A 23,204-nucleotide genomic window follows, 5' to 3' on the forward strand; every position below is an offset into this window, starting at 1 on the left:
GCAGAATCCGTTCTGACGAACCGAAATCATGTGATTTCGGCCGAAGAATCGTGTCGAGCCTTCGGCGAGAAGCCGTATGTGATCGCGACATGAAGAAGGGCCGGTCCGAGTGGACCGGCCCTTCTTCATGCTCCGCACTCGTCAGTTCGCGCGAGCGTGCGCGGCTTCCACGAGAGCGCCGTAGATCGCTGCTGCGCTCGAGCCAGAAGCCTCGATCGCCAGTGGTACGAGCGATGTCTCCGTGAGCCCCGGGATGACATTCGCCTCGAGGAACCAGGGACGGCCGCTGCCGTCGACGATGAAGTCCACCCGCGAGAGATCGCGGAGTCCGAGGGTGCGATGCGCGAGCACCGCGGCATCCGATACCGCCGACACGGTGGCGTCATCGAGACGCGACGGAGCATAGAAGGTCGTCTCGCCGGCGTTGTACCGAGCCTGGAAACTGTAGACGCCGGCCGTCGGCTCGATCTCCACCGCGGGCAGTGTACGGGGTCCATCGCCGGTGTCGACGACGGTGACCGCGATCTCAGTCCCGTGGATCCGCCGCTCGACGACCGCGACGTCGGCATAGGTGAACGCCTCGACCATTGCGCGTGCGAGATCGTTCGTGTCCTCGACGATCGTCACTCCCTGGGCCGATCCACCGGATGCGGGCTTCACGACGAGGTCGCCCTCGAGTGCCGAGCGCACGACCTTGAGCACGCTCGATGCACCGAGCTCCCTGAACGCTTCGTGGGAGAGCACGATCGATTCGGGAACGTCGACGCCGACCGATGCGAGCAACGAACTCGCAACGGGCTTCGACCAGGCTCGCCGCGACGCGGCGCCCGACGAGCCGACGGTCGGAACCCCGATCGCCGCGAGCAGCTCGAGCAGCGAACCATCCTCACCGCTCGATCCATGCAGTGCGGGGAATACGACGTCGGGTCGTTCGTTCACGAGGAAGGGCAGGAGTCCCGCATCGGGGTCGCGGAGGGCCACCCGATGGCCGGCTGCGGTCAGCGCGTCGGCGACGCGTCGGCCGGAACGGAGGGACACATCGCGCTCGTGCGAGATGCCGCCAGCGAGAACGACGACGTAAAGACCGGAGGAATCGCTCATGATCAGGGGTTTCTCCACTACTTCAGGTCGGACGGTGGCGCGGAGTCGTACCCCGCACTCGAAGGCAGTTGCAGCGGGCCAGTTCCCGCGAAGGTGTCGAGCAGGTCGAGTTCGCCGTTGATCACGGTCGCGAGTCGGCGGATGCCGAGCCGGATCGCGTCGGGCGTCGGATAGCAGAACGACAGTCGCATCGCGTGGCGACCCCGCCCGTCGGCGAAGAATGCCGTTCCGGGCGTATACGCGACGAGTTCCTTCACCGCCCGCGGCAACATCTGCTTCGAGTCGAGGACATCGGGCATCGTGACCCAGACGTAGAACCCTCCGTTGGGATTGGTCCAGTTGAGCTGCGGCAGGTACTCCCCCAGCGCCTCGATCATCGCGTCCTTGCGCTCGCGATACACCCCGCGGAAGGTGTCGATCTGCGCGCGCCAGTCGGCGGTCGCGAGGTACTCCGACACGACCATCTGGCTGAAGGAGCTCGGCGACAGGATCGCGGACTCGGCCGCGAGGATCAGCTTCTCGCGGATGGCGTGGGGAGCGAGCGCCCATCCGACCCGGAAGCCGGGCGCGAGCGTCTTCGAGAACGAGCCGAGGTAGATGACGCCCTCGGGGTCGAGGGAGCGGAGCGCGTTGGGCGCAGGCTCGTCGAAGTGCAGCAGACCGTAGGGGTTGTCCTCGAGCACGAGGATCTCGTTCGAACGGCAGATCTCGAGGATCTCGGGCCGCCGTTCGGCGGAGAGCGTGACGCCGGCCGGGTTGTGGAAGTTCGGAATCGTGTACAGGAACTTGATTCGGCGGCCCTGTCCGCGAAGTGCCGCGATCGTCTGCCGCAAGGCCTCGGGGATCAGTCCGTGCTCGTCGGTCGCGACATGCGCCACATTCGCCTGGTACGAGCGGAAGATGCCGAGTGCCCCGACATAGCTCGGCGATTCGGCGAGGATCACGTCTCCGGGATCGATGAAGAGCTTGGCGACGAGATCGAGGGCCTGTTGCGAGCCGGTCGCGGTCACGACGTTGTCGACGCTGCCGCGGATGCCCTCGATCGACATGACCTCGAGGATCTGCTCGCGCAGCTCGGGAATCCCCTGCCCGGAACCGTACTGCAGCGCCACGGCACCGCGTTCACGCATGACCCGCTCCATGGAGGAGGTGATGAGGTCGTGCGGCAGCGCCGACACGTACGGCATGCCGCCGGCCAGCGAGACGACCTCGGGTCGTGAGGCAACGGCGAACAGGGCTCGGACTTCGGAGGCGGCCAGCCCGGCGGCTCGCTCGGCGTAATTCGCGTACCAAGGGTCGAGATTGTTGCCGGTCCGCTGGGGGACGCCGTCAGATGTCACTGCGCTGCTTCCGTTCTGTTCAGGGTTTCCACTGTAGTTGCTGGGTTCCGGGGTGGTCGTTCGGGGTCGTGCGCCGCGACATCCGCTCGTCTGTCGCCTCGGCGCCGGAGACGCGAAAGACCCGCCCGGCTTTCGCCGGACGGGTCTGGAATTCGACCGCCGACTACGAGATGTAGGCGGCGAGGTCGGCCTCGAGTGCGGGCTTCGGCTTGGCGCCGATGACGGTCTTGACGACCTCGCCCTTCTCGAAGACCTTGAACGCGGGAATCGCGGTGATCTGGTACTTCATCGCGAGGCCGGGGTTCTCGTCGACGTTGAGCTTGACGATGTCGAGCTTGTCGGCGTGCTCCGTCGCGATCTGGTCGAGGATCGGGCTCACGGCGCGACACGGGCCGCACCATTCGGCCCAGAAGTCCACGAGGACGGCCTTCTCGTTGTTGAGGACCTCCTGCTCGAAGGTGGCCTCGGTCACTGCACGTGCAGTCATTGCGTTCTCCTTTGGTGAAGTCTGGGTGATCGGATGCCGCGGAGCAGCGCTTGATCAGGTGATGACGGCGAACTCGGTCTCGAGCACGGCCTCGGCGGCGTTCTCGTTGCCGAGGGCTGCGAGGTAGTGCTCGGCGTCGAGCGCGGCGGCCGCGCCGGAACCGGCAGCGGTGATCGCCTGGCGGTAGTGCGGGTCGATGACGTCGCCGGCGGCGAAGACGCCCGGCAACGAGGTCTTCGAGGTGCGGCCCTCGACCGCGATGGTGCCTTCAGGGGTGAGGTCGAGCTTGCCGTGCACGAGGTGCGTGCGCGGGTCGTTGCCGATCGCGACGAAGAGGCCGTCGAGGTCGAGCCCGCGCTCGTCACCGGTCACGGTGTCGCGCAGGGTGACGCCGGTCACCGCTTCGGTGCCGTGGATCGCGGCGATCTCGGAGTTCCAGATGAACTCGATCTTCTCGTTGTCGAAGGCGCGCTGCTGCATGATCTTCGACGCCTTGAGCGAGTCGCGACGGTGGATGACGTAGACCTTGCTGGCGAAGCGGGTGAGGAAGGTTGCCTCCTCCATCGCGGAGTCGCCGCCGCCGATGACGGCGATCGTCTTCTCGCGGAAGAAGAAGCCGTCGCACGTCGCGCACCACGAGAGACCGTGGCCGGAGAGCACCTCTTCTTCGGGGAGGCCGAGCTTGCGATAGGCGGAGCCGGTCGCGTAGATGACCGCAGCCGCTTCGTGCTCGTCGCCGTTGCCCAGCTTGACGCGCTTGACGGGGCCGTCGAGTTCGAGCTCGACGACGTCGTCGTAGACGACCTCGGTGCCGAACCGCTCGGCCTGCTCCTGGAACTTCGTCATGAGATCGGGGCCCATGATGCCCTCGGGGAAGCCGGGGTAGTTCTCGACCTCGGTCGTGTTCATCAGCTCGCCGCCGATCTCGACCGAGCTCGCGATGAGCAGGGGTTTCAGCTGCGCGCGTGCGGCGTAGATCGCGGCCGTGAATCCGGCCGGGCCCGAGCCGATGATGATGATGTCGCGCAAAGCCGCTCCCGTCGTTGCTGGTGATTCGTAGCATTCAACGAATCGGATGCCACGAGATGCTCAACACAGTCTAAGCGGCGACTATTCCGCCGCAGCCCCGCGGTACAGCGTGTGACGGATGCCGCGTGGGCTCAGCGCTTGAGGCGGGTGATGAGCGGGGCGGCGAACCCGCGAAGCTCGGGCGAGCGCAGCATCCAGAGCACCGCGAAGTACACGATGCTCATCGAGGCGCCGATGATGGCCATCGACAGGATCGCGCTGAAGATGCTCGAGAAGGCGTAACCGTCGAACGAGGTTCCACCGAGCGCCCAGAGCAGGGCGAGGCCGACGATGACGGGCAGCACGAGCGCGAGAGCCGACCGGCCGTAGGCGATGAAGATGCGTCGACCGTCGAGCGCGCCGATGCGGCGACGTAACAGGACGACGGCGAGGACCGCCTGGATGGTGCCTGCGACCGTGATGACCACGGCGATGCCGAATGCCACCCAAGCGCTGGGCAGGGCGATGCAGCCCAACGTGCCGGCGATGATCAGCACGACCTGCACGAGCGTGATGAAGAACGGCGTCTTCGTGTCCCCGAGCGAGTAGAAGGTGCGCTGCACGACGAAGAGCACGCTGAACGGGATGAGGCCGACGAGATAGGCGAGCACCAGCGCCCCACCAGCGAACACGAGCGGTTCGACCGAGGAGAACACCCGGGCGAAGAGGAAGGCGCACACCATGAGGACCGCCGTGGCGAGCATCAGGATCACGCCGACCCCGCGCACGGCGCTCGAGAGGTCGTCGCGGACCTTCGGGAGGTCGCCGGTCGCGGCGTGCTCGCTCATGCGCGTGAAGTAGGCGGTGGCGATCGACACGGTGATCACCGAGTGCGGCAGCATGAAGATCAACCAGGCGGTCTGCTGCATGCTGACCGAAGCCTCGTCGGGCGATGCCGCGGAGACACCGACGACGGAGGTCTCGACGAAGCCCGCGATCGTCGTGAGCAGCAGCATGCCGAAGGTCCAGCTGGCGACGCCGGCGGTCGACCGCAGTCCGACACCGCGCCAGGCGAAGTCGGGGCGGTACCGGAGCCCCGCCCGCCTCCAGAACCAGAAGAGCACGAGGCCCTGGATGGCGACGCCGAGGGTCGCGCTGCCGGCGAGGAGCGCGATCATGCCGGGCGACCACTCGCCGGCGGTGCGCAGACCGTCGGGGTCGGAGCCGAAGACGAATGCGAACACGGCGAGTCCGGCGATGGCGACGACGTTGTTCAGCACCGGCACCCACGTGAAGGGCCCGAACACGCGTTTGGCGTTCAGCACTTCACCCAGCAGCGAGTACATGCCGTAGAAGAAGATCTGCGGCAGGCACCAGTACCCGAACGCGACGGCGAGTGCGAAGACACCGTCGGTCAGACGCGAGCCGACGAGCGCCGTCAGCAGTGGCGTGAGCAGTGTCGCGACGAGGGCCGCCGCCGCGAGGATCACGAAGCCCAGCGTCATGACCTTGTTGATGTAGGCGACTCCGCCATCGCGATGCGCCGCGGAGCGGACGATCAACGGCACGAGCACCGCGCTCAGGACACCGCCGGCGACGACTGCGTAGATGGTGTTCGGCAACTGGTTCGCCACCGCGAATGCGTTCGCGCCGGCACCACCCGCACCGATGACGGCGGCGAGCAGCGCGGCCTTCACGAACCCCAGGATGCGCGAGACGATCGTGCCCGATGCGAGGAATGCGCTCGCCCGCCCGATTCGGTCTTCAGCCATCGCGGCGTCCGTCTCCCTGCTCGTCGCCGCGTGCGACGGTCTGCTCGGCCTCGGGGACCCGTGCGGACCCATCGGCTTCGGCTGGCTCGGCGGCATCCGTCTCGACCGCGGCATCCGCGTCGTCGTTCTCTTCGGTCTCCGCAGCCTCAGCCTTCCGCTTGCGATGGCGGCGGATGTTGCGCCAGATGCCGACGCCGAAGAACACGACGACGATGACGCCGATGATGGCGGCGCCGAGGCCCTCCCAGTCGGCCTGCACGTTGACGGGGATCGAAACGGGACTGCCGACGGGCACTCCCTCGGGTGAGGTCAGCGAGACGGTCAGGGTGACCTCGCCATTGCCGATGCCGGCGGCGACGGGCACCGTGACGGTGCTCCGCGACTCGGGGTCGATCTCGACCTCGACCTGATCTTCGACGACGAGTCGGCCGTTCGACGGCCTGACGTCGACGACGACGGTGACGGGGTAGGGCAGCGCATTGAGGATGGTGGTGGGTACGCCGGTCTCCGACGACACCACGTTGATGGGGCTGCTGGGCACGATCGAGACCGCGTCGAGGGTTCGGCGCTGCGCCACGAGCCACTCGCCGACCGCCGCATCCCACGCCGGTCGGTCGTCGAGCCAGGCGACGTCGAGCAGCGCGAGGGCGTCGCGTCGGGTCGGGCCGGTGATATCTTCGGGGTCGTCGAGCACGGTCGCGAACGCCGTCACGTTCGCATCGGTGCGGAGGATGCGGTCGACGTTGTCGATGCGCTGGCGGTCTTCGGGTTCATCGACGAGGGTTCGCGCGACGGGAGGTGCGCCGATCGCGTCGGTGAGAGATGCCGGGGTGACGCGCGGATTCGCGGCGAGCTCGTCCAGGGTGGCCGACACGCGCGCCGACTGCGTGCCTGCGCCGCGACCGAGGGTCGCCAGCAGCGTCGCGGGCTGGTCCGCGCCGCCGTCGTCGAGCAGGGCGAGTTCGGCACCGAGCCGGCCCGTTGCCGCTCGCCACTCGGTGTCGCTGACCGCCTCGGTCGCCGCGCGCAGCGGAGCGGTGAGTCGGCCGTCAGCGACGACGGCCGATGACCCGTCGACATTCGAGGCGGCGTTCACCCACTGCTCCGCCGGAACGACGTTGCCGGGCGCGAGGATCGACGAGGTCAGCCCCGCCGTGCCGAGGAACGCGAGATCGCCCGCGGTGATCGTGTCGTCAGCGGGCCACGCGATGTCCGTGCGGGTGTAGGGCCATGCAAGCAGGTCTTCGGTGGTCGGCACTTCACCGGCCGCCGGTTGGGTCGGAACCGGGGTGGCACTCGGAACGGCGTCGCCGTCGGCCGGCTCCCCCGGGTTCTCGCCCGCCGCATCGGCCGTGCCCGAGAAGTTCGCCGGATCGAGCACGTCGGAGAACGACGTCGGACCGAGCAGGGCCGGCACGCCGAGCTGCGCCTGCGCCGCGACATCCGCATCTGCATACGCGAGAGGGAATATCTCGTTCGGGAGGCCGGCGAGGCGCTCGAGCCACGAGGTCGCGGTGCTCGGCGCCGAGGTGCCGAGCACGCGGACCGACGCGATGATGCGCGGGTCGATGCCGATCGCGACCGGGCGCCCCTCGACGGCGTCGAGCTGCCGTGACAGGAGTCCGAACGGCGAGGTCCAGGTGGCCAGGTCGTCGGCGCCGAGCAGGCCTGCTGCGGATGCCGGGACGGTCACGGGAACGGCGAGTGCGACCGTGGTCGAGCTCGTGACCGGCGCGGCCGCGTTGGCGAAGACCTCGGTGGAGGAGGAGACGACCGTGCCGCCCACGAAGAGCTCGGCACCGAACCCGAGCACCGGCGAGTCGTCGAGGGCGTCGATCGCCTCGGGCGGGAGCGTGATCGACACGACCTCGACGGCACCGGGGGCGACCGTCGTCGACGGGACGTCGGCCACGTCGACGCCGTCGAGTTCCGCCGCCTCAGCCGCAGGGGCGTCGGAGGCCGGGGCCTCAGCAGAGGGTGCCTCGGCGTCGGGTGCCTGGGCGAGCCACGCGTCGAGTTCTGCGGTGTCGTCGATCGGCGCGGCCGAGCGTACGAGTCGGAGGGTGCCCGCCGCGACGGGTTCGGACGTCGCGTTCTCGATCTCCACGTCGAAGGTGACGGGTGCGTCGGTCGCGATGCTCGTCGCGATCGTGGGCGCGACCCGCAGGATGACCTCGGTCACCTCACGGGTCTCGGTCGGCATGGAGCGGGCGCCGTGCGCGGCGGCCGATGCGCTCGTCACGGCGAGGGAGGCGGCGTTCGCCGCCAGAGGGGCCGCCGCGAGCATCGACGCCGCTGCGATCGCCGCGCCGAAGGCGGTGAGGCCGTGTCGGCGGGACCGACCGCGGAGCGGTGACGAGGGCGACGAGGGCGACCGCTGGGCGCCATCCGTCGATTCGACCCGTGAGCACCGGCGGCGCGCAGGGTTCGACTCGGGCACCATGCTGGCGATTCTACGGCGTGGCACCCGGGCATTCGCTCGGCATCCACAGGCGCTTCGGGCAGCGCCGACCGGGGCATCCTTCGCCGGACGCTTAACATGGGGGCATGCAGAGTGTCGCGGCAGCCCTCGACCGGCTGGGCGAGCTGGCGGCTTCGCCGACCGTTTCGCGACTGGCGGCGGCGTTCGAGGCAGCCGGCCACGAACTCGCCCTCGTCGGCGGCCCGGTGCGCGACGCATTCCTCGGCCGGCCGGTCAACGACCTCGATTTCACGACGGATGCCACGCCCGACGCCATCCTCGCGATCGTGAAGCCGATCGCGGAGGCCCACTGGGACATCGGTCGCGCATTCGGCACGATCGGGGCGAGGATCGCCGGCGAGACCGTCGAGATCACGACGTACCGCGCCGATGCGTACGACGGCGCATCGCGGAAGCCCGAGGTCGTGTTCGGCTCGAGCCTCGAAGACGACCTCACGCGCCGCGACTTCACGGTCAACGCCCTCGCGCTGCGCCTGCCGAAGCTCGAGCTCGTCGACCCGTCGGGCGGCGTGGAGGATCTCGTGGCGAAGGTGCTGCGCACCCCCGCGGCTCCCGAGCAGTCCTTCGGCGACGATCCGCTGCGGATGCTCCGTGCCGCACGATTCTCGGCCCAGCTCGGGTTCACGGTCGAGCAGGCGACCGAGCAGGCCATGACCGATCTCGCCGCCGAGATCGACCGCATCTCGGCCGAGCGCGTGCGCGACGAGCTGACGAAGCTGCTGCTCTCGAGGTCCCCGCGCAGCGGCATCCGGCTGCTTGTCGAGTCGGGCCTGGCCGAGCGCGTGCTGCCCGAGTTGCCGGCGCTCTCGCTCGAACGCGACGAGCACCACCGTCACAAGGACGTGTACGAGCACAGCCTCACCGTGCTCGACCAGGCCATCGACTACGAGATCGAGCGCGGCGTGCTCGACTCCCCCGACCTCGTCCTCCGCCTCGCAGCTCTGCTGCACGACATCGGCAAGCCCGCGACGCGGCGGTTCGAGGCGGGCGGCGCGGTCAGCTTCCATCACCACGACGTGGTCGGCGCCAAGCTCGCGCGCAAGCGCCTCCGCGCGCTGCGCTTCGACAACGACACGATCGCCGCGGTCTCGCGGCTCATCGAGCTGCACCTCCGCTTCTTCGGGTACACGGACGGCGCGTGGAGCGACTCCGCCGTGCGCCGGTACGTGCGCGACGCCGGCGACCAGCTGGAGCGCCTCCACATCCTCGCGCGGGCCGACGTCACGACCCGCAATCGCCGCAAGGCCGACCAGCTCGCGTTCGCCTACGACGACCTCGAGGAGCGCATCTCGGTGCTCGCCGAGGAGGAGGAGCTCGCCGCGGTGCGGCCCGAGCTCGACGGCGCCGACATCATGCGGCTGCTGGACGTTCCGCCCGGCCCGGTCGTCGGCGAGGCGTACCGGTACCTGCTCGAGGTGCGGCTCGACGAGGGCCCCATCGGCCCGGATGCCGCGACCGATCGCCTGCTCGCCTGGTGGGCCTCGCGCGAGGAACCGCACGCATGACCACGACCACCATCGACCGCTCCCACCTCTCGACCTTCACGAAGGCGCGGGTGCGCTTCCACCTGCTCTGGGCTGTCGTGCTCATGCTCGGGGTGGGGTTCTGGTCCCTGGTCTTCGTCGGCCCGGTCGTCGCGCAGGCGACCGAGCGCACCGAGCCGGTCTCGGGCGTCGCGGTCGAGGAGACGACGGTCATGCAGACGCAGGGCTCGCGCCGCAGCCGTCACCTCGAAGAGGTCCGCGCGGTCGTGGTCGAGTTCGAGTACGCCGGCACGCAGTACCGCGAGACGCTCGCGACTGACGACGAGCAGCTCGGGGACGTCACGGTGTACCTGAACACCAGCACCGAGCGCGTCTCGTTCGATGCGCCCGCACCCATCGACTTCTGGGGCTGGTTCTGGGGCATCGCCGGGGGTCTCGTGCTCGCCGGCGGCCTCATCGCGTACGTCCGTTCGATCGCCGGCACCATCCGTCTGGCGCGCTTCGACACGTCGCGGACGCCCGAGTTCGCGGTCGAGGTCACGTCGACGAACGTGCGCGTCGTCAACCAGAAGAAGGCCGCGACCCCGAAGAACACCGCGATCGACATCAGCGCGGTGCCGGCTTCGGCCATCGACGGCATCCCGGCCGGCCGGGAACTCGTGCTGACGGCCCAGGCGACTGCCGCGCCGGGCGTGCCGCAGCCGGGCACCCGACTCGAAGGCGTGTTCGTGAAGGCCGGCGCGACGAGCGGGCTCGCGGTCGTGCGCTTCGGTGCGGATGCCGCGTGGTGGCCGGTCTCCATCGGCGAGAAGATCGCCGACGTCTGACCCGTCCCGGTCGAATGGCGCGGGTACGAGGCATCCGCTATGCTGTCAAGGTTGCCCGTGTGCCGCGAATGTGCGGCCTCCATGGCGTGACGTATGTACAACCCTCCTGCTGCAGAGATCCTGTAGCCGTTTGAGTCCGAAGGAGGTGGGTTAGTCATGCACCAATACGAGCTGATGGTTATCCTCGATCCCGAGATCGATGAGCGCACCGTTGCTCCCAGCCTTGACAAGTTCCTCAACGTCATCCGAAACGATGGCGGCAGTGTCGACAAGGTCGACATCTGGGGACGTCGTCGTCTGGCGTACGAGATCAACAAGAAGAACGAGGGCATCTACGCCGTCGTCGACTTCACCGCCGAGTCCAAGACCACCGATGAGCTCGACCGCCAGCTGAACCTCAGCGAAGCCGTCATGCGCACCAAGGTCCTCCGTGCCGAAGAGGGCATCGCCCAGGTCGCCGCTCACGCGAAGGCCCAGGAGGCGAAGGCCGCGAAGAAGGCCGCCGCCCAGGCGAAGGCCGGCGCGAAGGCTGCTGCTCCTGCAGCTGCCGTCGCCGCTGCCCCTGCTGCCGCCGTCGCCGCGGCTCCCGCCGCGGCCAAGAAGGACGACTAGTCCTCATGGCCGGCGAGACCATCATCACCGTGGTGGGCAACCTCACTGCAGATCCCGAGCTGCGTTACACGCAGAACGGCCTCGCGGTTGCCAACTTCACCATCGCTTCCACTCCTCGTACGTTCGACCGTCAGGCGAACGAGTGGAAGGACGGCGAAGCGCTGTTCCTGCGCGCGAGCGTCTGGCGTGAATTCGCCGAGCACGTGGCCGGTTCACTCACCAAGGGATCCCGGGTCATCGCTTCCGGGCGTCTCAAGCAGCGTTCCTACGAGACGAAGGAAGGCGAGAAGCGCACCACCATCGAGCTCGAGGTCGATGAAATCGGCCCGAGCCTGCGCTACGCCACCGCGTCCGTGACTCGCGCACAGTCCAACCGTGGTGTCGGCGGCGGCAACAGCTCCTTCGGGGGCGGCGCCGGTGCCGACGAGCCGTGGGCACCCAGCGCCCCCGCAGCAGCCCCTCAGGGTGGCGGCGGCGGAGACGTCTGGAACACCCCCGGTACGAGCTACGGCGACGAGACCCCCTTCTAGGCCCGGCGTCCTCAACAGGCGCAACGGCCGGTGAACGGATGCCGCAGGCATCCGCTCGCTCGAATCGTTTTCAATAGACAGGAAAGACAATGGCTGGAAAGTCGAGCGGCGATCGCCGCAAGCCGACCCGCGGGAAGGGCGCGAAGAACGCCGCCCCGGCGAAGTCCATCAAGGTCGGTGTCATCGACTACAAGGACGTCGCGACCCTCCGCAAGTTCATCTCCGAGCGTGGAAAGATCCGCGCCCGCCGTATCACCGGTGTCTCCGTGCAGGAGCAGCGCCTGATCGCCCGTGCCGTCAAGAACGCACGCGAGATGGCCCTTCTGCCCTACTCGGGCTCTGGCCGCTAAGGAGCACGACAATGGCTAAGGTAATTCTCACCCACGAGGTCACCGGCCTCGGCACGGCCGGCGACGTCGTCGAGGTCAAGAGCGGTTACGCTCGCAACTACCTCGTTCCCCAGGGCTTCGCTGTGGCGTGGTCGCGCGGTGGCGAGAAGCAGGTCGAGCAGATCAAGGCGGCTCGCGCCGCTCGCGCCCTGCACTCGCTCGAAGACGCGCAGGCCGTCAAGGCCAAGCTCGAGTCGACGAAGGTCAAGCTGGCCGTCAAGGCAGGCCAGGGCGGGCGCCTCTTCGGCTCCGTCAAGACCTCGGATGTCGCGGCTGCCGTCGCGACCGCCGGTCTCGGCGAGCTCGACAAGCGCAAGATCGAGATCACGACCCCTATCAAGGCGGTCGGCGATCACGAGGCGACGGTTCGTCTGCACGACGAGCTCTCGGCGACGATCACCCTTCAGGTGGTCGCAGCGAAGTAGTTCGCAGAACGCACGGAAGCGGCGGTTCGGGCCTCGGCCCGGCCGCCGCTTTCGCGTGTTCGCGGGCCGTGTCGCGTACACCCGCCGGCGTGGTGCGCGCAAGTCGTATCGGTGTTTCCTGTGATGGTTGTACACAGGTCGACGCACAGGTGCGGTGGACTTCCAAAGAAGTTTTCCCCCACAGGTGTGAGTAGATATAAAACCCGGTCAGACTTGAATTCAACCCGTGTAATTCACCGAGTTTCCACAGTTATCCACAGGCGAAGTGCACACATTCCACGGCGTTTCGCCCAGATTGTCCCCAGAGTTATCCACAGGCTGGGTTGTGTTGTGCACACCGGCTTCCCTATCGTGAAGCAGCGTCCATTCCACCCCGTTCGAAATCCCGGTCGACCAGCTGTGTCAGCGGCCTCCGAGACACTGGGTCGTGGGCGCGGGTCGCTCACCCGCTTGAGCCGAACCGGAGGTCATGAAGTTGTCGATCGCGCACATCGGGCTCGCTGAACCGGTCGACGACGGTGACGCCCGACGGGGCGAACGCGTTCCTCCCCACGACCTCCTCGCCGAGCAGAGCGCGCTCGGCGGCATGATGCTCTCGAAAGACGCGGTCGCCGACGTCATCGAGACCGTGCGCGGCGTCGACTTCTACGTGCCGAAGCACGAGGTCGTCTTCAACGCGATCCTCACCCTCTACTCGCACGGCGAGCCCACCGACGTCATCGCCGTCACTGATGAGCTGACCAAGACCGGCGACCTCCAGCGCGCCGGCGGCGTCGAGTACCTGCACACGCTCACGAGCATCGTGCCGACCGCGGCGAACGCCGGCTTCTACTCGTCGATCGTCGCCGAGCGGGCGATGCTGCGCCGCCTCGTCGAGGCCGGCACGCGTATCGTGCAGATGGGCTACCAGGGCGAGGGCGAGGTCACCGACCTCGTCAACAACGCCCAGGCTGAGATCTACGCCGTGACCGGCTCGGTCGAGACCGAAGACTACGTGCCGCTCTCCGAGGCCGTGACCGTCGCCATCGACGAGATCGAGGCGGCCAAGCACACCGACGGCAAGTTCACCGGTGTGCCGACCGGCTTCGCCGACCTCGACGACCTGACCAACGGGTTCCACCCCGGCCAGATGATCATCGTCGCGGCGCGACCCGCCATGGGAAAGTCGACGCTCGCGCTCGACTTCGCACGTGCCGCGTCGATCACGAACGGCCAGCCGTCGGTCTTCTTCTCGCTCGAGATGGGCAAGAGCGAGATTGCGATGCGCCTGCTGAGCGCCGAGGCATCCGTGCCGCTGCAGATGATGCGCAAGGGCACCGTCGACTCGCGCGACTGGACCACGATCGCGGCGACCCGCGGGCGCATCAACGACGCACCGCTCTACATCGACGACTCCCCCAACATGACGCTCGTCGAGATCCGCGCGAAGTGCCGCCGTCTCAAGCAGAAGGTCGGACTGAAGATGGTCGTCATCGACTACCTCCAGCTCATGACGAGCGGCAAGCGCGTCGAGAGCCGCCAGCAAGAGGTCTCGGAGTTCTCGCGTGCGCTCAAGCTGCTCGCGAAGGAGCTGCAGGTGCCGGTCATCGCCCTCTCGCAGCTGAACCGTGGCCCCGAGCAGCGCGCCGACAAGATGCCCGCCATCAGCGACCTGCGCGAGTCGGGCTCGATCGAGCAGGACGCCGACATGGTGATCCTGCTGCACCGCGAGAGCGCCTACGAACGCGACAGCCCCCGCGCCGGCGAGGCCGACCTCATCGTCGCCAAGCACCGCAACGGCCCCACCCGCACGATCACGGTGGCGTTCCACGGCCACTTCTCGCGGTTTGCCGACATGGTGCAGGGGTAATCCGTCACGCGACCGCGCGTGCCCCGTCGCTCAGCCGCGCGAACGCGCTCTCCGCGTCTCCGAAGAGCGAACCACCCTCGCGCACGGCTTGCTCCCACGCGTCGAGCACGTCGTGGCGGTCCATCGCCATGACCGCCTCCCACGGATCGTCCTCCTCGACGGGAACGCCGCCCATGCCCCATCGCGCCGCCTCGTACAAGAGCGGGATCGCCGCGATGCCGCGCTCCGTCGCCGAGTAGGTGACCTTGCGGGCATCCGTCTCGCTCGGGGTGCGCACGATGATTCCGCTGCGCTCGAGTCGGGCGAGGCGGTCGGCGAGCACGCTCGGCCCGATGCGCTCCTCGGACCGAAGGAACTCCCCGAAGGTGTGCTTGCCGAGTGTGAGGAGGTCGCGCATGATCAGCAGCGACCAACTGTCGCCGAAGGTCTCCACGGTGAAGTTGGTGGGGCAGGTCGACCGCCCTTCAGCTCGCTTCATGCGTCGAGTCTACGGCATTGACTTTGATCATCAAAGTAAACTACGCTTCGATCATCGAAGTGAAACGGATGCCGCGGCGGCGGCCTACAGCGGAGGAGCCACGATGAACGACACGACCCAGCACGAGACGCACGATCTCGTCGTGAGCCGCGACATCCCCGCCCCCATCGAGGCGGCCTGGAAATCGTGGACCGAACCCGACCGGGTGCTTCGCTGGTGGGGCCCGACCGGCTTCACCTGCACGGTCGCCGAGCTCGACGTGCGCGTCGGCGGCACGTCCCTCGTGTGCATGACCGCCCCCGACTGGGGGTTCCCGGCGCTGTACAGCACGTGGGCGTACACGCTCGTCGACGCACCGCGCCGCCTCGAGTTCATCCACAACATCGCCGACGAGCACGGCGCCACGATCGACCCGGCGACCATCGGGGCAGCGGGCATCCCGCGCGACGTGCGGCACGTCATCGCATTCGAGTCGATCGGCGACGGCGACGCGACGCGACTCACCGTCACCGAACTCGGCTACACCGACCCCGAGCAGCTCGCGCTTTCGAAGAAGGGCCTCGAGGAGTCCCTCGACAAGCTCGTCGCGATCTACGTGTGAAGGCGGTGCTCATGCGTCGGCGGCCGATGCCGCGGCATCCGTTCAGATCTTGGAGTACCACTCGACGACGTTTCCGCCCTCGAATGAGCGCACCTCGTCGAGCGCGAACGCGGTCGGGCTGAACTCGGGGCCGAAGGCGGTCCTGCCGGCTCCGGCGACCACGGGGTAGCGCTTGATGACGAGCCGGTCGATCTCGTCGAGCAGCTGGCCCGCGAGGACGCCGCCGCCCGCGAGGTAGATGTCGAGCGGCGAGTCCTCCTGCTTCAGGGCGCGCACGGCGGCGATCGGGTCGCTCGCGATCATCGTGACCGCCGGATCGAGCTGCTCGAGGGTGCTCGAGGCGACGAACTGGCGCAGGTGCGAGTACGGCGAGGTGATGCCGAGCTGGAGACCGGGCTCGTAGGTGCGGCGACCCATCACGATGGTGTCGAAGCGCGTGAGTGGGGCATCCGCGATGCCGAGCTGTGCTCGAGCATGGCTGGGCAAGGCGTCGCCGTAGTCGCCGGCCATCCAGGCCATGTAGTCATCGGAGCCGGGGAAGAAGTCGACCTCGTCAGCGGGGCCGGAGATGAAGCCGTCGACGGAGAGGGCGATGTAGTACGTGAGGTTTCGCATGGGTCCTTCGTGTCGGGAACGGAATTCAATCACTATAGTCATAGTGGTCGGCGAGTCAAGGGCTGGAGATCACGCGATGGCGAGGAACACGGAGCGACGGCATCGCCTTCTGGATGCCGCGGTCGAGGTGATCGCGGTCGAGGGCGGCCGCGGACTGACGTTCGGCGCGGTCGACCGGGCTGCCTCGGTGCCGCCGGGTACCGCGTCGAACTACTTCGCGTCACGCGACCAACTGCTCCGCGAACTCGCCGAGCACGTCTTCATCCGGCTCGCGCCAGACCCGGTCGAGGCCGCGGCCCGCATGGCTGCCGAGCCGACGCGCGAAAGTGAACGCGGGCTCATGATGTGGCTCGTCGAACGCGCGCTCGCCGATCGCGCCGCGCACCTCGCGCTCTTCGAACTGCGGCTCGAGGCGACCAGGAATCCTCACGTCGCGCCGACCGTGACCCGGCAGTTCGCCGGCAACCTCGCCGTAGCGACCTCGGACCACGTCGACCACGGCTTCCCAGGCGACCGGTCGACCGCGCTCGTGCTCTACCTCGCGATGAGCGGGCTGTTGCTCGATCACCTCACGATGCCGGAACTGCTGGGTACCGATGCCGTCGCGGCGATCGTCGACACGATCGTCACGGCTGTGGTGCCGCGGGTCGCCGAGCGGTGACGAGATACTGCGGCTGGGTCGCGTTGTAGCTGGAGCCTTCCAGGCTGAGACCCGCGGCCGCGACATCGGCGAGGAGTTCGTCGTGGCGGAAGGGCCACATCGACAGCAGTTCGGTCGTCACCGGCAGCTGGTCATCGTCCCGGAGTGCTGCCACGGAGATCTGCAGGTGGTGTTCGGCGTCCCATGAAGGTGGGACCTGCCAGGAGTAGACCACCACTGCCTTGCGGCCGGCACGTTCCACGAGCCGGTCCCAGACGTCCAGCCTGCTGCCACCCGAGCGGATCTGCTCCCAATTGCGGGAGGTCAGCGTCAGCACTCCGCCCGTCGCCAACACGAATGCCATGCCGTCGAGTGCGGCGCGCCGGCCGCTGCGTCCGACCGCGTGCGCGAGCGAGTTCCCGACGCAGAACACCGCGTCGAACCGGTCCTGCCAGCCTTGGTCGGGTAGCTCGTCCCAGCGGCAGACGCGCGTCGACACCTCGACTCCGTGCGCGCGAGCAAGCGCCTCGGTCCGTTCGACCATCGCCGGGCTGGCATCGCACGCAGTGACCCGGAACCCGGCCTCAGCCAGCCCCACCGCCAGCAACCCGATCCCGCAGGCGCAGTCCAGGATCTGCGCCCCCGGCTCGAGCCCGGCCGTCACCGTCTCGAACGTCTGCGCGTTGCCCGCCGGGGACGCCTTGGCATCTGGCACCAGCCACTCGTACACCGACGCCAATGACTTGTACGCGACCTCGTCCACAGTGCCCCCTCCACGCACATCGTGGCACGCCCATTCCGGCAGTGCCAGGGCCAGGGCTGCGCCTGCGCCTGCATCGCGGAGAGCGGGTCGAGCGCGTAGGACTCCGCCAATTCGAACTGAGAGACTGTGGACATGGCGGTCATCGACGACGTTCGGGCGCTGGGCACGGAGCTGGAGCGCTCCTACCTTGCCTACGTCCGCGGGCGATTGAAATTCCGGGTCGGTCAGCTGGTCTACGTCGCGTTCTCGCTCGACGAGAGCGTGATGGGGTTCGCCTTCCCGAAAGAGGAGCGGGCAGCGCTCGTCGGGGGGAATCCGCGCAAGTTCCAGATGCCCTCGGACTCGGATCTGCGCTTCAACTGGGTCCATGCCGATCTCGCGGCCCTTGAACCCGCCGAGGCCCGCGAGCTCGTCGTCGATGCCTGGCGCATGGTCGTCCCGGCGAAGGTCTCCCGCGCCTACGATCTCGCCCATCCCATGGGTCCGCGATGAGGTCCGACGCGAGGCCCATCGGCGCTGCACGCTGACGTGAAGCGGTGGACTCGGCGCCGTTGACATCTGCGCGCGGCGCCGAGAGTCGCCACGTCCGCAGGGTTCTAGTCGGATGCGTGCTGGTTCGACGCGGCGACGTACTTGTGAAGCAGTCGGGCGAACTCCAGTCGTTCGCCGTCGTCCCAGTCCCTGGTGATGTATTCGAACGCTCGGCGTTGCTGATGCCGGGAGTTCGCGAGCACCTCGTGCCCTCGCGATGTGAGACGCAGGGTGATGCTGCGCCCGTCGGTCTGGGATGCCACGCGTTCGACCAGTCCGTCGCTGACGCATGAGCCGGCGAGCCGGCTGACCGCGGTTCGTTCCATCCCCATGGCGGCTGCCACTGCGTTGACGCTCAGTTGTCCGTCCGACTCCTCGACGATCGCCAGGAGGAGATCGCGCCGGACATCCGTCCGAGCCACCGGCGCTCCGATCGGCACGCTGCTCGTGCGTCGCCGCAGTCTCGAGAAGGCCGTCCCGATGGAATCGAGGAGTTGGTCGTCGCCGGCAGCGGATGCTTCGGCGGGGTCGTCACTCGTCATGACACCTCCCAAGTGCGTGCAATCTGCACATAGGTGCTAACATACACGTATATGAGCCCGCCGATCGGCTGGGCTCTCGTGCATGGATTGGTGAGAAAGTCGTATGCGTACTGCAATTGTGGCCGGACGGGTCTTCGACGGCGCCACGAGTCTTGGTCCGAAGACGGTGGTCCTGGCGGACGGGCTCATCGAGTCCATCGGCGATCACGCGCCCGGCGATGCGGAGATCATCGAGGCACCCGGAGCGACTCTGCTGCCCGGGCTCATCGATGCCCACGTGCACACCGATACCGCGGGACTCCGGATGGCGTTGCAGTTCGGCGTGACGACGGAGCTCGAGATGCAGGGGGCGAACACCGCCCGTGACCGCGCACACATCACGGGAGACGACACCCTGGCCGACGTGCGTTCCGCGGGGTTCGGTCTCACCCCGCCCGGCGGGCACCCGGAGGAGCTCTTCCCCAAGGACTTCAACCCCCAGCGAGGCGGAGGTCGTGGCGGTCCGGGCGGCCGCCCCGGCACACCCGACCGGGTCGACCCGATCGTGCGCGCGAAGGTCACGACGCCGGAGGAGGCCGTCGACGTCGTCGGTCAGCTCGCTCGCGCCGGCTCCGACTACATCAAGTTCATGGTCGACGACGGCAGCGTGGAGGGACACCCCGGACTGCCCATGCTCGACCAGGCGACGCTGAACGCCGGCGTCGCCGAAGCCCACCGACTCGGAATGCTGACCGTGGCGCATGCGCTCACCATCGAGGCCACCCAGATGAGCATCCAGGCCGGCATCGACGGCCTGGCGCACCTGTTCATGGACCGACCCCACTCCCCCGAGATCATCGACGCCATCGCACGGTCCGGCGCCTTCGTCGTCGCCTGCGTGGTGCTCGACGCCTCGATGATGGGGATCACCGGCTCGGCGCTCGCTGACGACCCGCGGGTCGCCGGCAAGCTCACCCCGGAGTGGGACTCGACACTGCGCAGCAGCTTCAACCACTACCCGGAGGGTCGGCTCGAGGATGTGCTGGCGACCGTTCGAGCTCTCGACGCCGCCGGAGTCGATCTCCTCATCGGTACCGACGTATCCCAGCCGCTGCCCTTCCTCGGCGGGCTCGCTCACGGCGCGAGCGTGCACCAGGAACTGCAGTACTTCGTCGATGCCGGCCTGGCGCCCACGACTGCGCTCAGCGCTGCCACGGCGGTGACGGCTCGTCGTTTCGGTCTCACCGATCGAGGCACGATCGCGGCGGGCCAGCGCGCCGATCTCCTCCTCGTGGACGGCGATCCGACCACGACGATCAGCGACACGCTGAACCTCCGCGACGTCTGGCGTCGCGGCGTCCGTCAGCCGGCCGTCTGAGCGGCGGCCCATGGGACGCGTAGCCGGCGTTCGTGCTGACGCTCGAACCGACGTCATCCCGACACCCTGAAGGGTAGCCGCGCGCGGACATCGCGCGTAGCGTCGAACCATGGCGAAGCTCATCGAGAACCTGGCGGAATCGGTGCCCGCGTGGGGCGCGAAGGTGGCATACGGCGAGAAGACCACGGTCGACGGGCAGGAACTCGTGCCCGTCGCCCTCGTGGCGTTCGGATTCGGCGGGGGCGAGGGCTCCGGCGACATGCCGGCATCCGAGAAGACCCCGGCCGGTCGGGGTGAGGGCAGCGGTGGCGGTGGCGGTGGGTACTCGGTGCCGATCGGGGCGTACATCGGAGGCCCCGACGGACTGAGGTTCCGCCCCAACACGATCGCACTCGCGGTGGTCGCCGTGCCGTTGGTCTCGGCGCTCGGCGCAGCGCTGGCGGTCATCATCGGCGCAGCCCGGTACACCAGCAGGCGCTGACCTGCCCCGCGACATCCGAGGTGCGTCGCGGACCACCTCGGATGCCTCGGCACGCCATCGCCCTACCTGGAACGGGCGTTGCCGTCATCGGTGTAGGTGTCGACCACGCGTTTCGTGAACTCATCGCTCATTCGCAGCGTCTCCTCCGCGGCGGCCGCCGGCGTGCCGGTCTCCCAGATTCCGGCGACCCGGTCTTCGAAGTCGCGTATCTGAGCGCGCACTTCCTCGTTGGTTCTGATTCGCGCCTCCTTGGTGGCGTCCTGTACGACCTTCACTGCGGAGCCGACGATGCGACGCTCGAGCAGCACGACGACGCCGACGAGCAGGAGCGTGGTGCCGATGCCGGCGAGCACACCGCCGACGTAGCCGAGTCGGCTCGCGGGCGAGACGAGGAACCACCCGGCGACGATCGCAGCGAGGCCGAGCACGATGCACCCGAAGAACCAGCCCCAACGGATGCGGATACGAGGTGGAACGGAGCCGTCGGGCCCGAGGGCCGAGTTTCCTGCGAAGGCTGCGGCTTCGTCCGCCGATGCGATGCTCACGGGCCCAGCCTTGCAGTTCTCGACGATCAGGTGAAGGAGCTTCCGCCTTCGAGGCATGAGCGGCCGACGGTTGACCAGACGCCCGCAGACCCGCACAGTGGAACAGTGCAGTGGGCCATGGCCATCCTCACCGTCGTCGCGTACGTGACGCTGCCGCTCGGGTCTGCGAGCTTCGAGCAGCAGCCGCTCCCGACGCTGCTCGTCGGACTCGCATTCACGCTGCTCGCGATCTTCGGGTTCCGCTTCGTTCAGGGCCGCTCGATCTGGTGGGCTGTGGCCTACGTGGCCGTGCAATTGCCTCTCGGGTTCGTGCTGTTCTCCCTGTCGGGTGCGGCGGTCGGATCGATCCTGCTGCTCGTGGTGCTCGTGTCGCAGAGCGTCCTGCTCCTCCCGCTGCCCGTCGCCGCGGTTGTCGCCGCCGTGATTCCGCTGGTGCATCTCGGCATGGACTGGCAGGGCGGGCTCCGCGAAGGACTCGGCACCCTCGCGGTCACGATGTTCACGCTCGTCGTGACGTGGCTCCTCGTGCGGGAGCAGAAGGCACGGGCCGAGCTCGCCGACGCCAACGAGCGCCTGCGCGGCTACGCCGCCCAGGCCGAGCAGCTGGCCGTCATCCAGGAGCGGAACCGGCTCGCGCGCGACATCCACGACGGGGTCGGACACCACCTGACGGTCGTGCAGATGCAACTCGAGGCGGCTCGCGCGGTCATCCGCACCGCCGAGCCGGAGCGACTCGATGCGATGCTGGCGACGGCGCAGGATCAGTCGGGTCAGGCCCTCGCCGAGGTGCGGCGATCTGTGTCGGCCCTGCGCGAGCATCGCCCCGCGCTGGCCGAGGCGCTGCAGACGCTGACCGCGGAGGCGACCGAGGCGGGCGTGCCGACCGAGCTCGAGGTGGTCGGCCGACCACGGGCGATCCGTGCTGAGGTGGACGAGTCGCTGTTCCGGGCCGCCCAGGAGGGCCTCACCAACGTCCGCAAGCACGCCGGGGCGAGCAGCACGAGCGTCGTGCTCGACTTCTCCGATGAGGATCACGTCAGGCTCGAGGTACGCGACGACGGCAGGGGCCTGCCCGAAGCCCCCGGTGACGGGTTCGGTCTCACGGGATTGCGAGAGCGGATGGCGAATCTCGGCGGACGGGTCTCGCTCGGCCCGGCCGGCTCCGCCGGACTCGCCCTCACCGTGGAGGTCCCGGGGTGACGATCCGCGTGCTCGTCGCCGACGACCAGGCGCTCTTCCGCGAAGCGCTCACGACCTTGCTCGAGGTACAGCAGGGAATCGAGGTCGTCGGTGAGGCCGGCAACGGCGAGGAGGCAGTGCGGCGCAGCAGCCAGCTGCGTCCCGACGTCGTGCTCATGGACCTCCGGATGCCGGTGCTCGACGGCATCGCAGCGACCGCGCGACTCCGAACCGAGCAACCCGATGTACGGGTACTCGCCCTGACGACCTTCGACGACGATGAGGACGTGTTCGCGGCACTACGTGCCGGCGCCATCGGCTACCTGCTGAAGGACGTCAGCTCTGCGAAGCTCGTCGAAGCCCTCGGCGCGGCCGATCGAGGCGAGTCCGTCCTCCAGCCGTCGGTGGCTGCGAAGGTCGTCGCACGAGTGGCGAAGCTGCCGCAGGAAGCACCGGCGCCGGAGCATCCGCTCACCGAGCGTGAGGTCGAGGTGGTTCGGCTGCTCGCCGACGGGCGCAGCAACCGGGAGATCGCCCGGGCCCTGTACCTCGCGGAAGGCACGGTGAAGAATCTCGTCACGAGCGTGCTGGCCAAGCTCGACGTGCGCGACCGCACGCAGGCGGCCCTCCGCGCTCGCGACGTCGGCATCCTCTGACGGGGTCACAGCCGAGACGTGACCCGAGGCATGACCTTCTGCACCTGACGCACCCCTCCGACTCTCGGAGGATTCCGGTATCCGAACGCTGGAATTCCGAGAGGAGTCGAGATGAACCACGAAACGATGACCCGACGACGGCCGTCGGTGTGGCGGTTCGCGCTGCACGGGCTCGAAATGGTGATCGCCATGGTGCTGGGGATGGTCGTGCTGGGCCAGATCTGGGCCTGGGCGTGGCCCGGACTCACAGAGAACACGACCGCGCACGTGCTCGTGATGGCCACCGACATGTCGATCGGCATGGCCGTGTGGATGCGGATCCGCGGCCACGGTCTGCCGGCCATCGCGGAGATGACCGCGGCGATGTACCTGTCGTTCCTCGTGCTGCTCCCGTTCCACTGGGTGGGGGCGCTGTCGGCGATGGGGCTCATGACCGCCGGCCACGTGCTGATGCTGCCGGCCATGCTGATCGCGATGCTGCGCCGCCGGCGCGAGTACGGGTGGTGATCG

25 protein-coding genes and 1 pseudogene are annotated in these 23,204 nt (G+C 68.3%); 15 read left to right on the forward strand and 11 right to left on the reverse strand.

Features of this window, described 5'->3' with window-relative positions; translation table 11 throughout:
- Window positions 1-141: 141 nt before the first annotated feature.
- From ESP57_RS10850 to ESP57_RS10875, 6 genes are all read right to left on the reverse strand, one after another.
- Window positions 142-1,101, reverse strand: coding sequence for a D-alanine--D-alanine ligase family protein (locus tag ESP57_RS10850; protein WP_129231537.1), 960 nt, complete (start codon window positions 1,099-1,101; stop codon window positions 142-144).
- A gap of 17 nt (window positions 1,102-1,118) precedes the next feature.
- On the reverse strand, window positions 1,119-2,441 hold the full coding sequence (locus tag ESP57_RS10855) for an aminotransferase-like domain-containing protein (RefSeq protein WP_056007109.1): 1,323 nt from the start codon (window positions 2,439-2,441) through the stop codon (window positions 1,119-1,121).
- 163 nt (window positions 2,442-2,604) lie between these two features.
- A complete protein-coding gene (gene trxA / locus ESP57_RS10860; protein WP_056007113.1) occupies window positions 2,605-2,928 on the reverse strand; it encodes a thioredoxin in 324 nt (107 codons plus the stop codon).
- A gap of 54 nt (window positions 2,929-2,982) precedes the next feature.
- On the reverse strand, window positions 2,983-3,957 hold the full coding sequence (trxB, locus tag ESP57_RS10865; protein ID WP_129231538.1) for a thioredoxin-disulfide reductase: 975 nt from the start codon (window positions 3,955-3,957) through the stop codon (window positions 2,983-2,985).
- Window positions 3,958-4,088: 131 nt separating this feature from the next.
- A complete protein-coding gene (gene murJ / locus ESP57_RS10870; protein ID WP_056007121.1) occupies window positions 4,089-5,708 on the reverse strand; it encodes a murein biosynthesis integral membrane protein MurJ in 1,620 nt (539 codons plus the stop codon).
- Window positions 5,701-8,151, reverse strand: a complete 2,451-nt coding sequence (locus ESP57_RS10875; protein WP_129231539.1) for a DUF6049 family protein — start codon at window positions 8,149-8,151, stop codon at window positions 5,701-5,703. The genes murJ and ESP57_RS10875 overlap by 8 nt, the downstream gene beginning before the upstream one ends.
- A gap of 104 nt (window positions 8,152-8,255) precedes the next feature.
- Here ESP57_RS10875 and ESP57_RS10880 point away from each other — a divergent pair, with 104 nt between their 5' ends.
- The 7 genes and pseudogenes from ESP57_RS10880 (at window position 8,256) to dnaB (ending at window position 14,306) form a co-directional block, all read left to right on the forward strand.
- A complete protein-coding gene (locus tag ESP57_RS10880) occupies window positions 8,256-9,695 on the forward strand; it encodes a CCA tRNA nucleotidyltransferase (protein ID WP_129231540.1) in 1,440 nt (479 codons plus the stop codon).
- Window positions 9,692-10,501, forward strand: a complete 810-nt coding sequence (locus tag ESP57_RS10885) for a hypothetical protein (protein ID WP_129231541.1) — start codon at window positions 9,692-9,694, stop codon at window positions 10,499-10,501. The genes ESP57_RS10880 and ESP57_RS10885 overlap by 4 nt, the downstream gene beginning before the upstream one ends.
- Before the next feature lie 156 nt (window positions 10,502-10,657).
- Window positions 10,658-11,020, forward strand: a pseudogene (rpsF, locus tag ESP57_RS10890) (30S ribosomal protein S6); the annotation flags it as partial.
- 98 nt (window positions 11,021-11,118) lie between these two features.
- The gene (locus ESP57_RS10895; protein WP_056007138.1) at window positions 11,119-11,643 is read left to right on the forward strand and encodes a single-stranded DNA-binding protein; all 525 of its coding nucleotides are present in this window, start codon (window positions 11,119-11,121) and stop codon (window positions 11,641-11,643) included.
- A gap of 89 nt (window positions 11,644-11,732) precedes the next feature.
- Window positions 11,733-11,993, forward strand: coding sequence for a 30S ribosomal protein S18 (rpsR, locus tag ESP57_RS10900; protein WP_022892391.1), 261 nt, complete (start codon window positions 11,733-11,735; stop codon window positions 11,991-11,993).
- 11 nt (window positions 11,994-12,004) lie between these two features.
- Window positions 12,005-12,457, forward strand: coding sequence for a 50S ribosomal protein L9 (rplI, locus tag ESP57_RS10905; RefSeq protein ID WP_056007140.1), 453 nt, complete (start codon window positions 12,005-12,007; stop codon window positions 12,455-12,457).
- A 475-nt stretch (window positions 12,458-12,932) separates the two neighbouring features.
- Window positions 12,933-14,306 (forward strand): replicative DNA helicase, encoded by a 1,374-nt coding sequence (dnaB, locus tag ESP57_RS10910; RefSeq protein WP_056007924.1) that lies wholly within the window; start codon window positions 12,933-12,935, stop codon window positions 14,304-14,306.
- Window positions 14,307-14,310: 4 nt separating this feature from the next.
- Here the strand turns inward: dnaB and ESP57_RS10915 are convergent, their stop codons facing one another.
- Window positions 14,311-14,784 carry a winged helix-turn-helix transcriptional regulator gene (locus tag ESP57_RS10915; RefSeq protein ID WP_129231542.1) on the reverse strand — a complete coding sequence of 158 codons (474 nt, stop codon included), beginning with the start codon at window positions 14,782-14,784 and terminating at the stop codon, window positions 14,311-14,313.
- A 103-nt stretch (window positions 14,785-14,887) separates the two neighbouring features.
- On the opposite strand from ESP57_RS10915, the gene ESP57_RS10920 reads away from it, so the two are divergent.
- Window positions 14,888-15,385, forward strand: a complete 498-nt coding sequence (locus ESP57_RS10920) for an SRPBCC family protein (RefSeq protein WP_165877440.1) — start codon at window positions 14,888-14,890, stop codon at window positions 15,383-15,385.
- A gap of 42 nt (window positions 15,386-15,427) precedes the next feature.
- Here ESP57_RS10920 and ESP57_RS10925 read toward each other — a convergent pair whose 3' ends face one another.
- On the reverse strand, window positions 15,428-16,000 hold the full coding sequence (locus ESP57_RS10925) for a dihydrofolate reductase family protein (protein WP_129231544.1): 573 nt from the start codon (window positions 15,998-16,000) through the stop codon (window positions 15,428-15,430).
- Window positions 16,001-16,076: 76 nt separating this feature from the next.
- Between ESP57_RS10925 and ESP57_RS10930 the strand changes: the two genes are divergently transcribed.
- Window positions 16,077-16,661: a TetR/AcrR family transcriptional regulator gene (locus tag ESP57_RS10930; protein ID WP_129231545.1), complete on the forward strand. Its 585-nt coding sequence runs from the start codon at window positions 16,077-16,079 to the stop codon at window positions 16,659-16,661.
- On the opposite strand, the gene ESP57_RS10935 is transcribed toward ESP57_RS10930, so the two are convergent.
- On the reverse strand, window positions 16,627-17,403 hold the full coding sequence (locus ESP57_RS10935) for an SAM-dependent methyltransferase (protein ID WP_129231546.1): 777 nt from the start codon (window positions 17,401-17,403) through the stop codon (window positions 16,627-16,629). The genes ESP57_RS10930 and ESP57_RS10935 overlap by 35 nt on opposite strands.
- A 132-nt stretch (window positions 17,404-17,535) precedes the next feature.
- Here ESP57_RS10935 and ESP57_RS10940 point away from each other — a divergent pair, with 132 nt between their 5' ends.
- Window positions 17,536-17,895, forward strand: coding sequence for an MmcQ/YjbR family DNA-binding protein (locus ESP57_RS10940; RefSeq protein ID WP_129231547.1), 360 nt, complete (start codon window positions 17,536-17,538; stop codon window positions 17,893-17,895).
- 104 nt (window positions 17,896-17,999) lie between these two features.
- Here the strand turns inward: ESP57_RS10940 and ESP57_RS10945 are convergent, their stop codons facing one another.
- On the reverse strand, window positions 18,000-18,476 hold the full coding sequence (locus tag ESP57_RS10945; RefSeq protein ID WP_129231548.1) for a MarR family winged helix-turn-helix transcriptional regulator: 477 nt from the start codon (window positions 18,474-18,476) through the stop codon (window positions 18,000-18,002).
- 103 nt (window positions 18,477-18,579) lie between these two features.
- Here ESP57_RS10945 and ESP57_RS10950 point away from each other — a divergent pair, with 103 nt between their 5' ends.
- Entirely contained in the window at window positions 18,580-19,833 is a 1,254-nt protein-coding gene (locus ESP57_RS10950; protein ID WP_129231549.1) for an amidohydrolase family protein, read from the forward strand.
- A 109-nt stretch (window positions 19,834-19,942) separates the two neighbouring features.
- The gene (locus ESP57_RS10955) at window positions 19,943-20,314 is read left to right on the forward strand and encodes a hypothetical protein (RefSeq protein WP_129231550.1); all 372 of its coding nucleotides are present in this window, start codon (window positions 19,943-19,945) and stop codon (window positions 20,312-20,314) included.
- Window positions 20,315-20,376: 62 nt separating this feature from the next.
- Here ESP57_RS10955 and ESP57_RS10960 read toward each other — a convergent pair whose 3' ends face one another.
- Window positions 20,377-20,859 carry a hypothetical protein gene (locus ESP57_RS10960; RefSeq protein WP_129231551.1) on the reverse strand — a complete coding sequence of 161 codons (483 nt, stop codon included), beginning with the start codon at window positions 20,857-20,859 and terminating at the stop codon, window positions 20,377-20,379.
- Between the two features lie 117 nt (window positions 20,860-20,976).
- Here ESP57_RS10960 and ESP57_RS10965 point away from each other — a divergent pair, with 117 nt between their 5' ends.
- The 3 genes from ESP57_RS10965 (at window position 20,977) to ESP57_RS10975 (ending at window position 23,201) form a co-directional block, all read left to right on the forward strand.
- Window positions 20,977-22,059 (forward strand): sensor histidine kinase, encoded by a 1,083-nt coding sequence (locus ESP57_RS10965; RefSeq protein WP_056007163.1) that lies wholly within the window; start codon window positions 20,977-20,979, stop codon window positions 22,057-22,059.
- Window positions 22,056-22,694, forward strand: coding sequence for a response regulator (locus ESP57_RS10970; RefSeq protein WP_129231552.1), 639 nt, complete (start codon window positions 22,056-22,058; stop codon window positions 22,692-22,694). Before ESP57_RS10965 ends, ESP57_RS10970 begins: the two co-directional genes overlap by 4 nt.
- A 111-nt stretch (window positions 22,695-22,805) precedes the next feature.
- Entirely contained in the window at window positions 22,806-23,201 is a 396-nt protein-coding gene (locus tag ESP57_RS10975) for a hypothetical protein (protein ID WP_129231553.1), read from the forward strand.
- Window positions 23,202-23,204: the final 3 nt, after the last annotated feature.

This window comes from Agromyces fucosus, from assembly GCF_004134865.1.
GTDB classification, from domain to species: Bacteria; Actinomycetota; Actinomycetes; order Actinomycetales; family Microbacteriaceae; genus Agromyces; species Agromyces fucosus.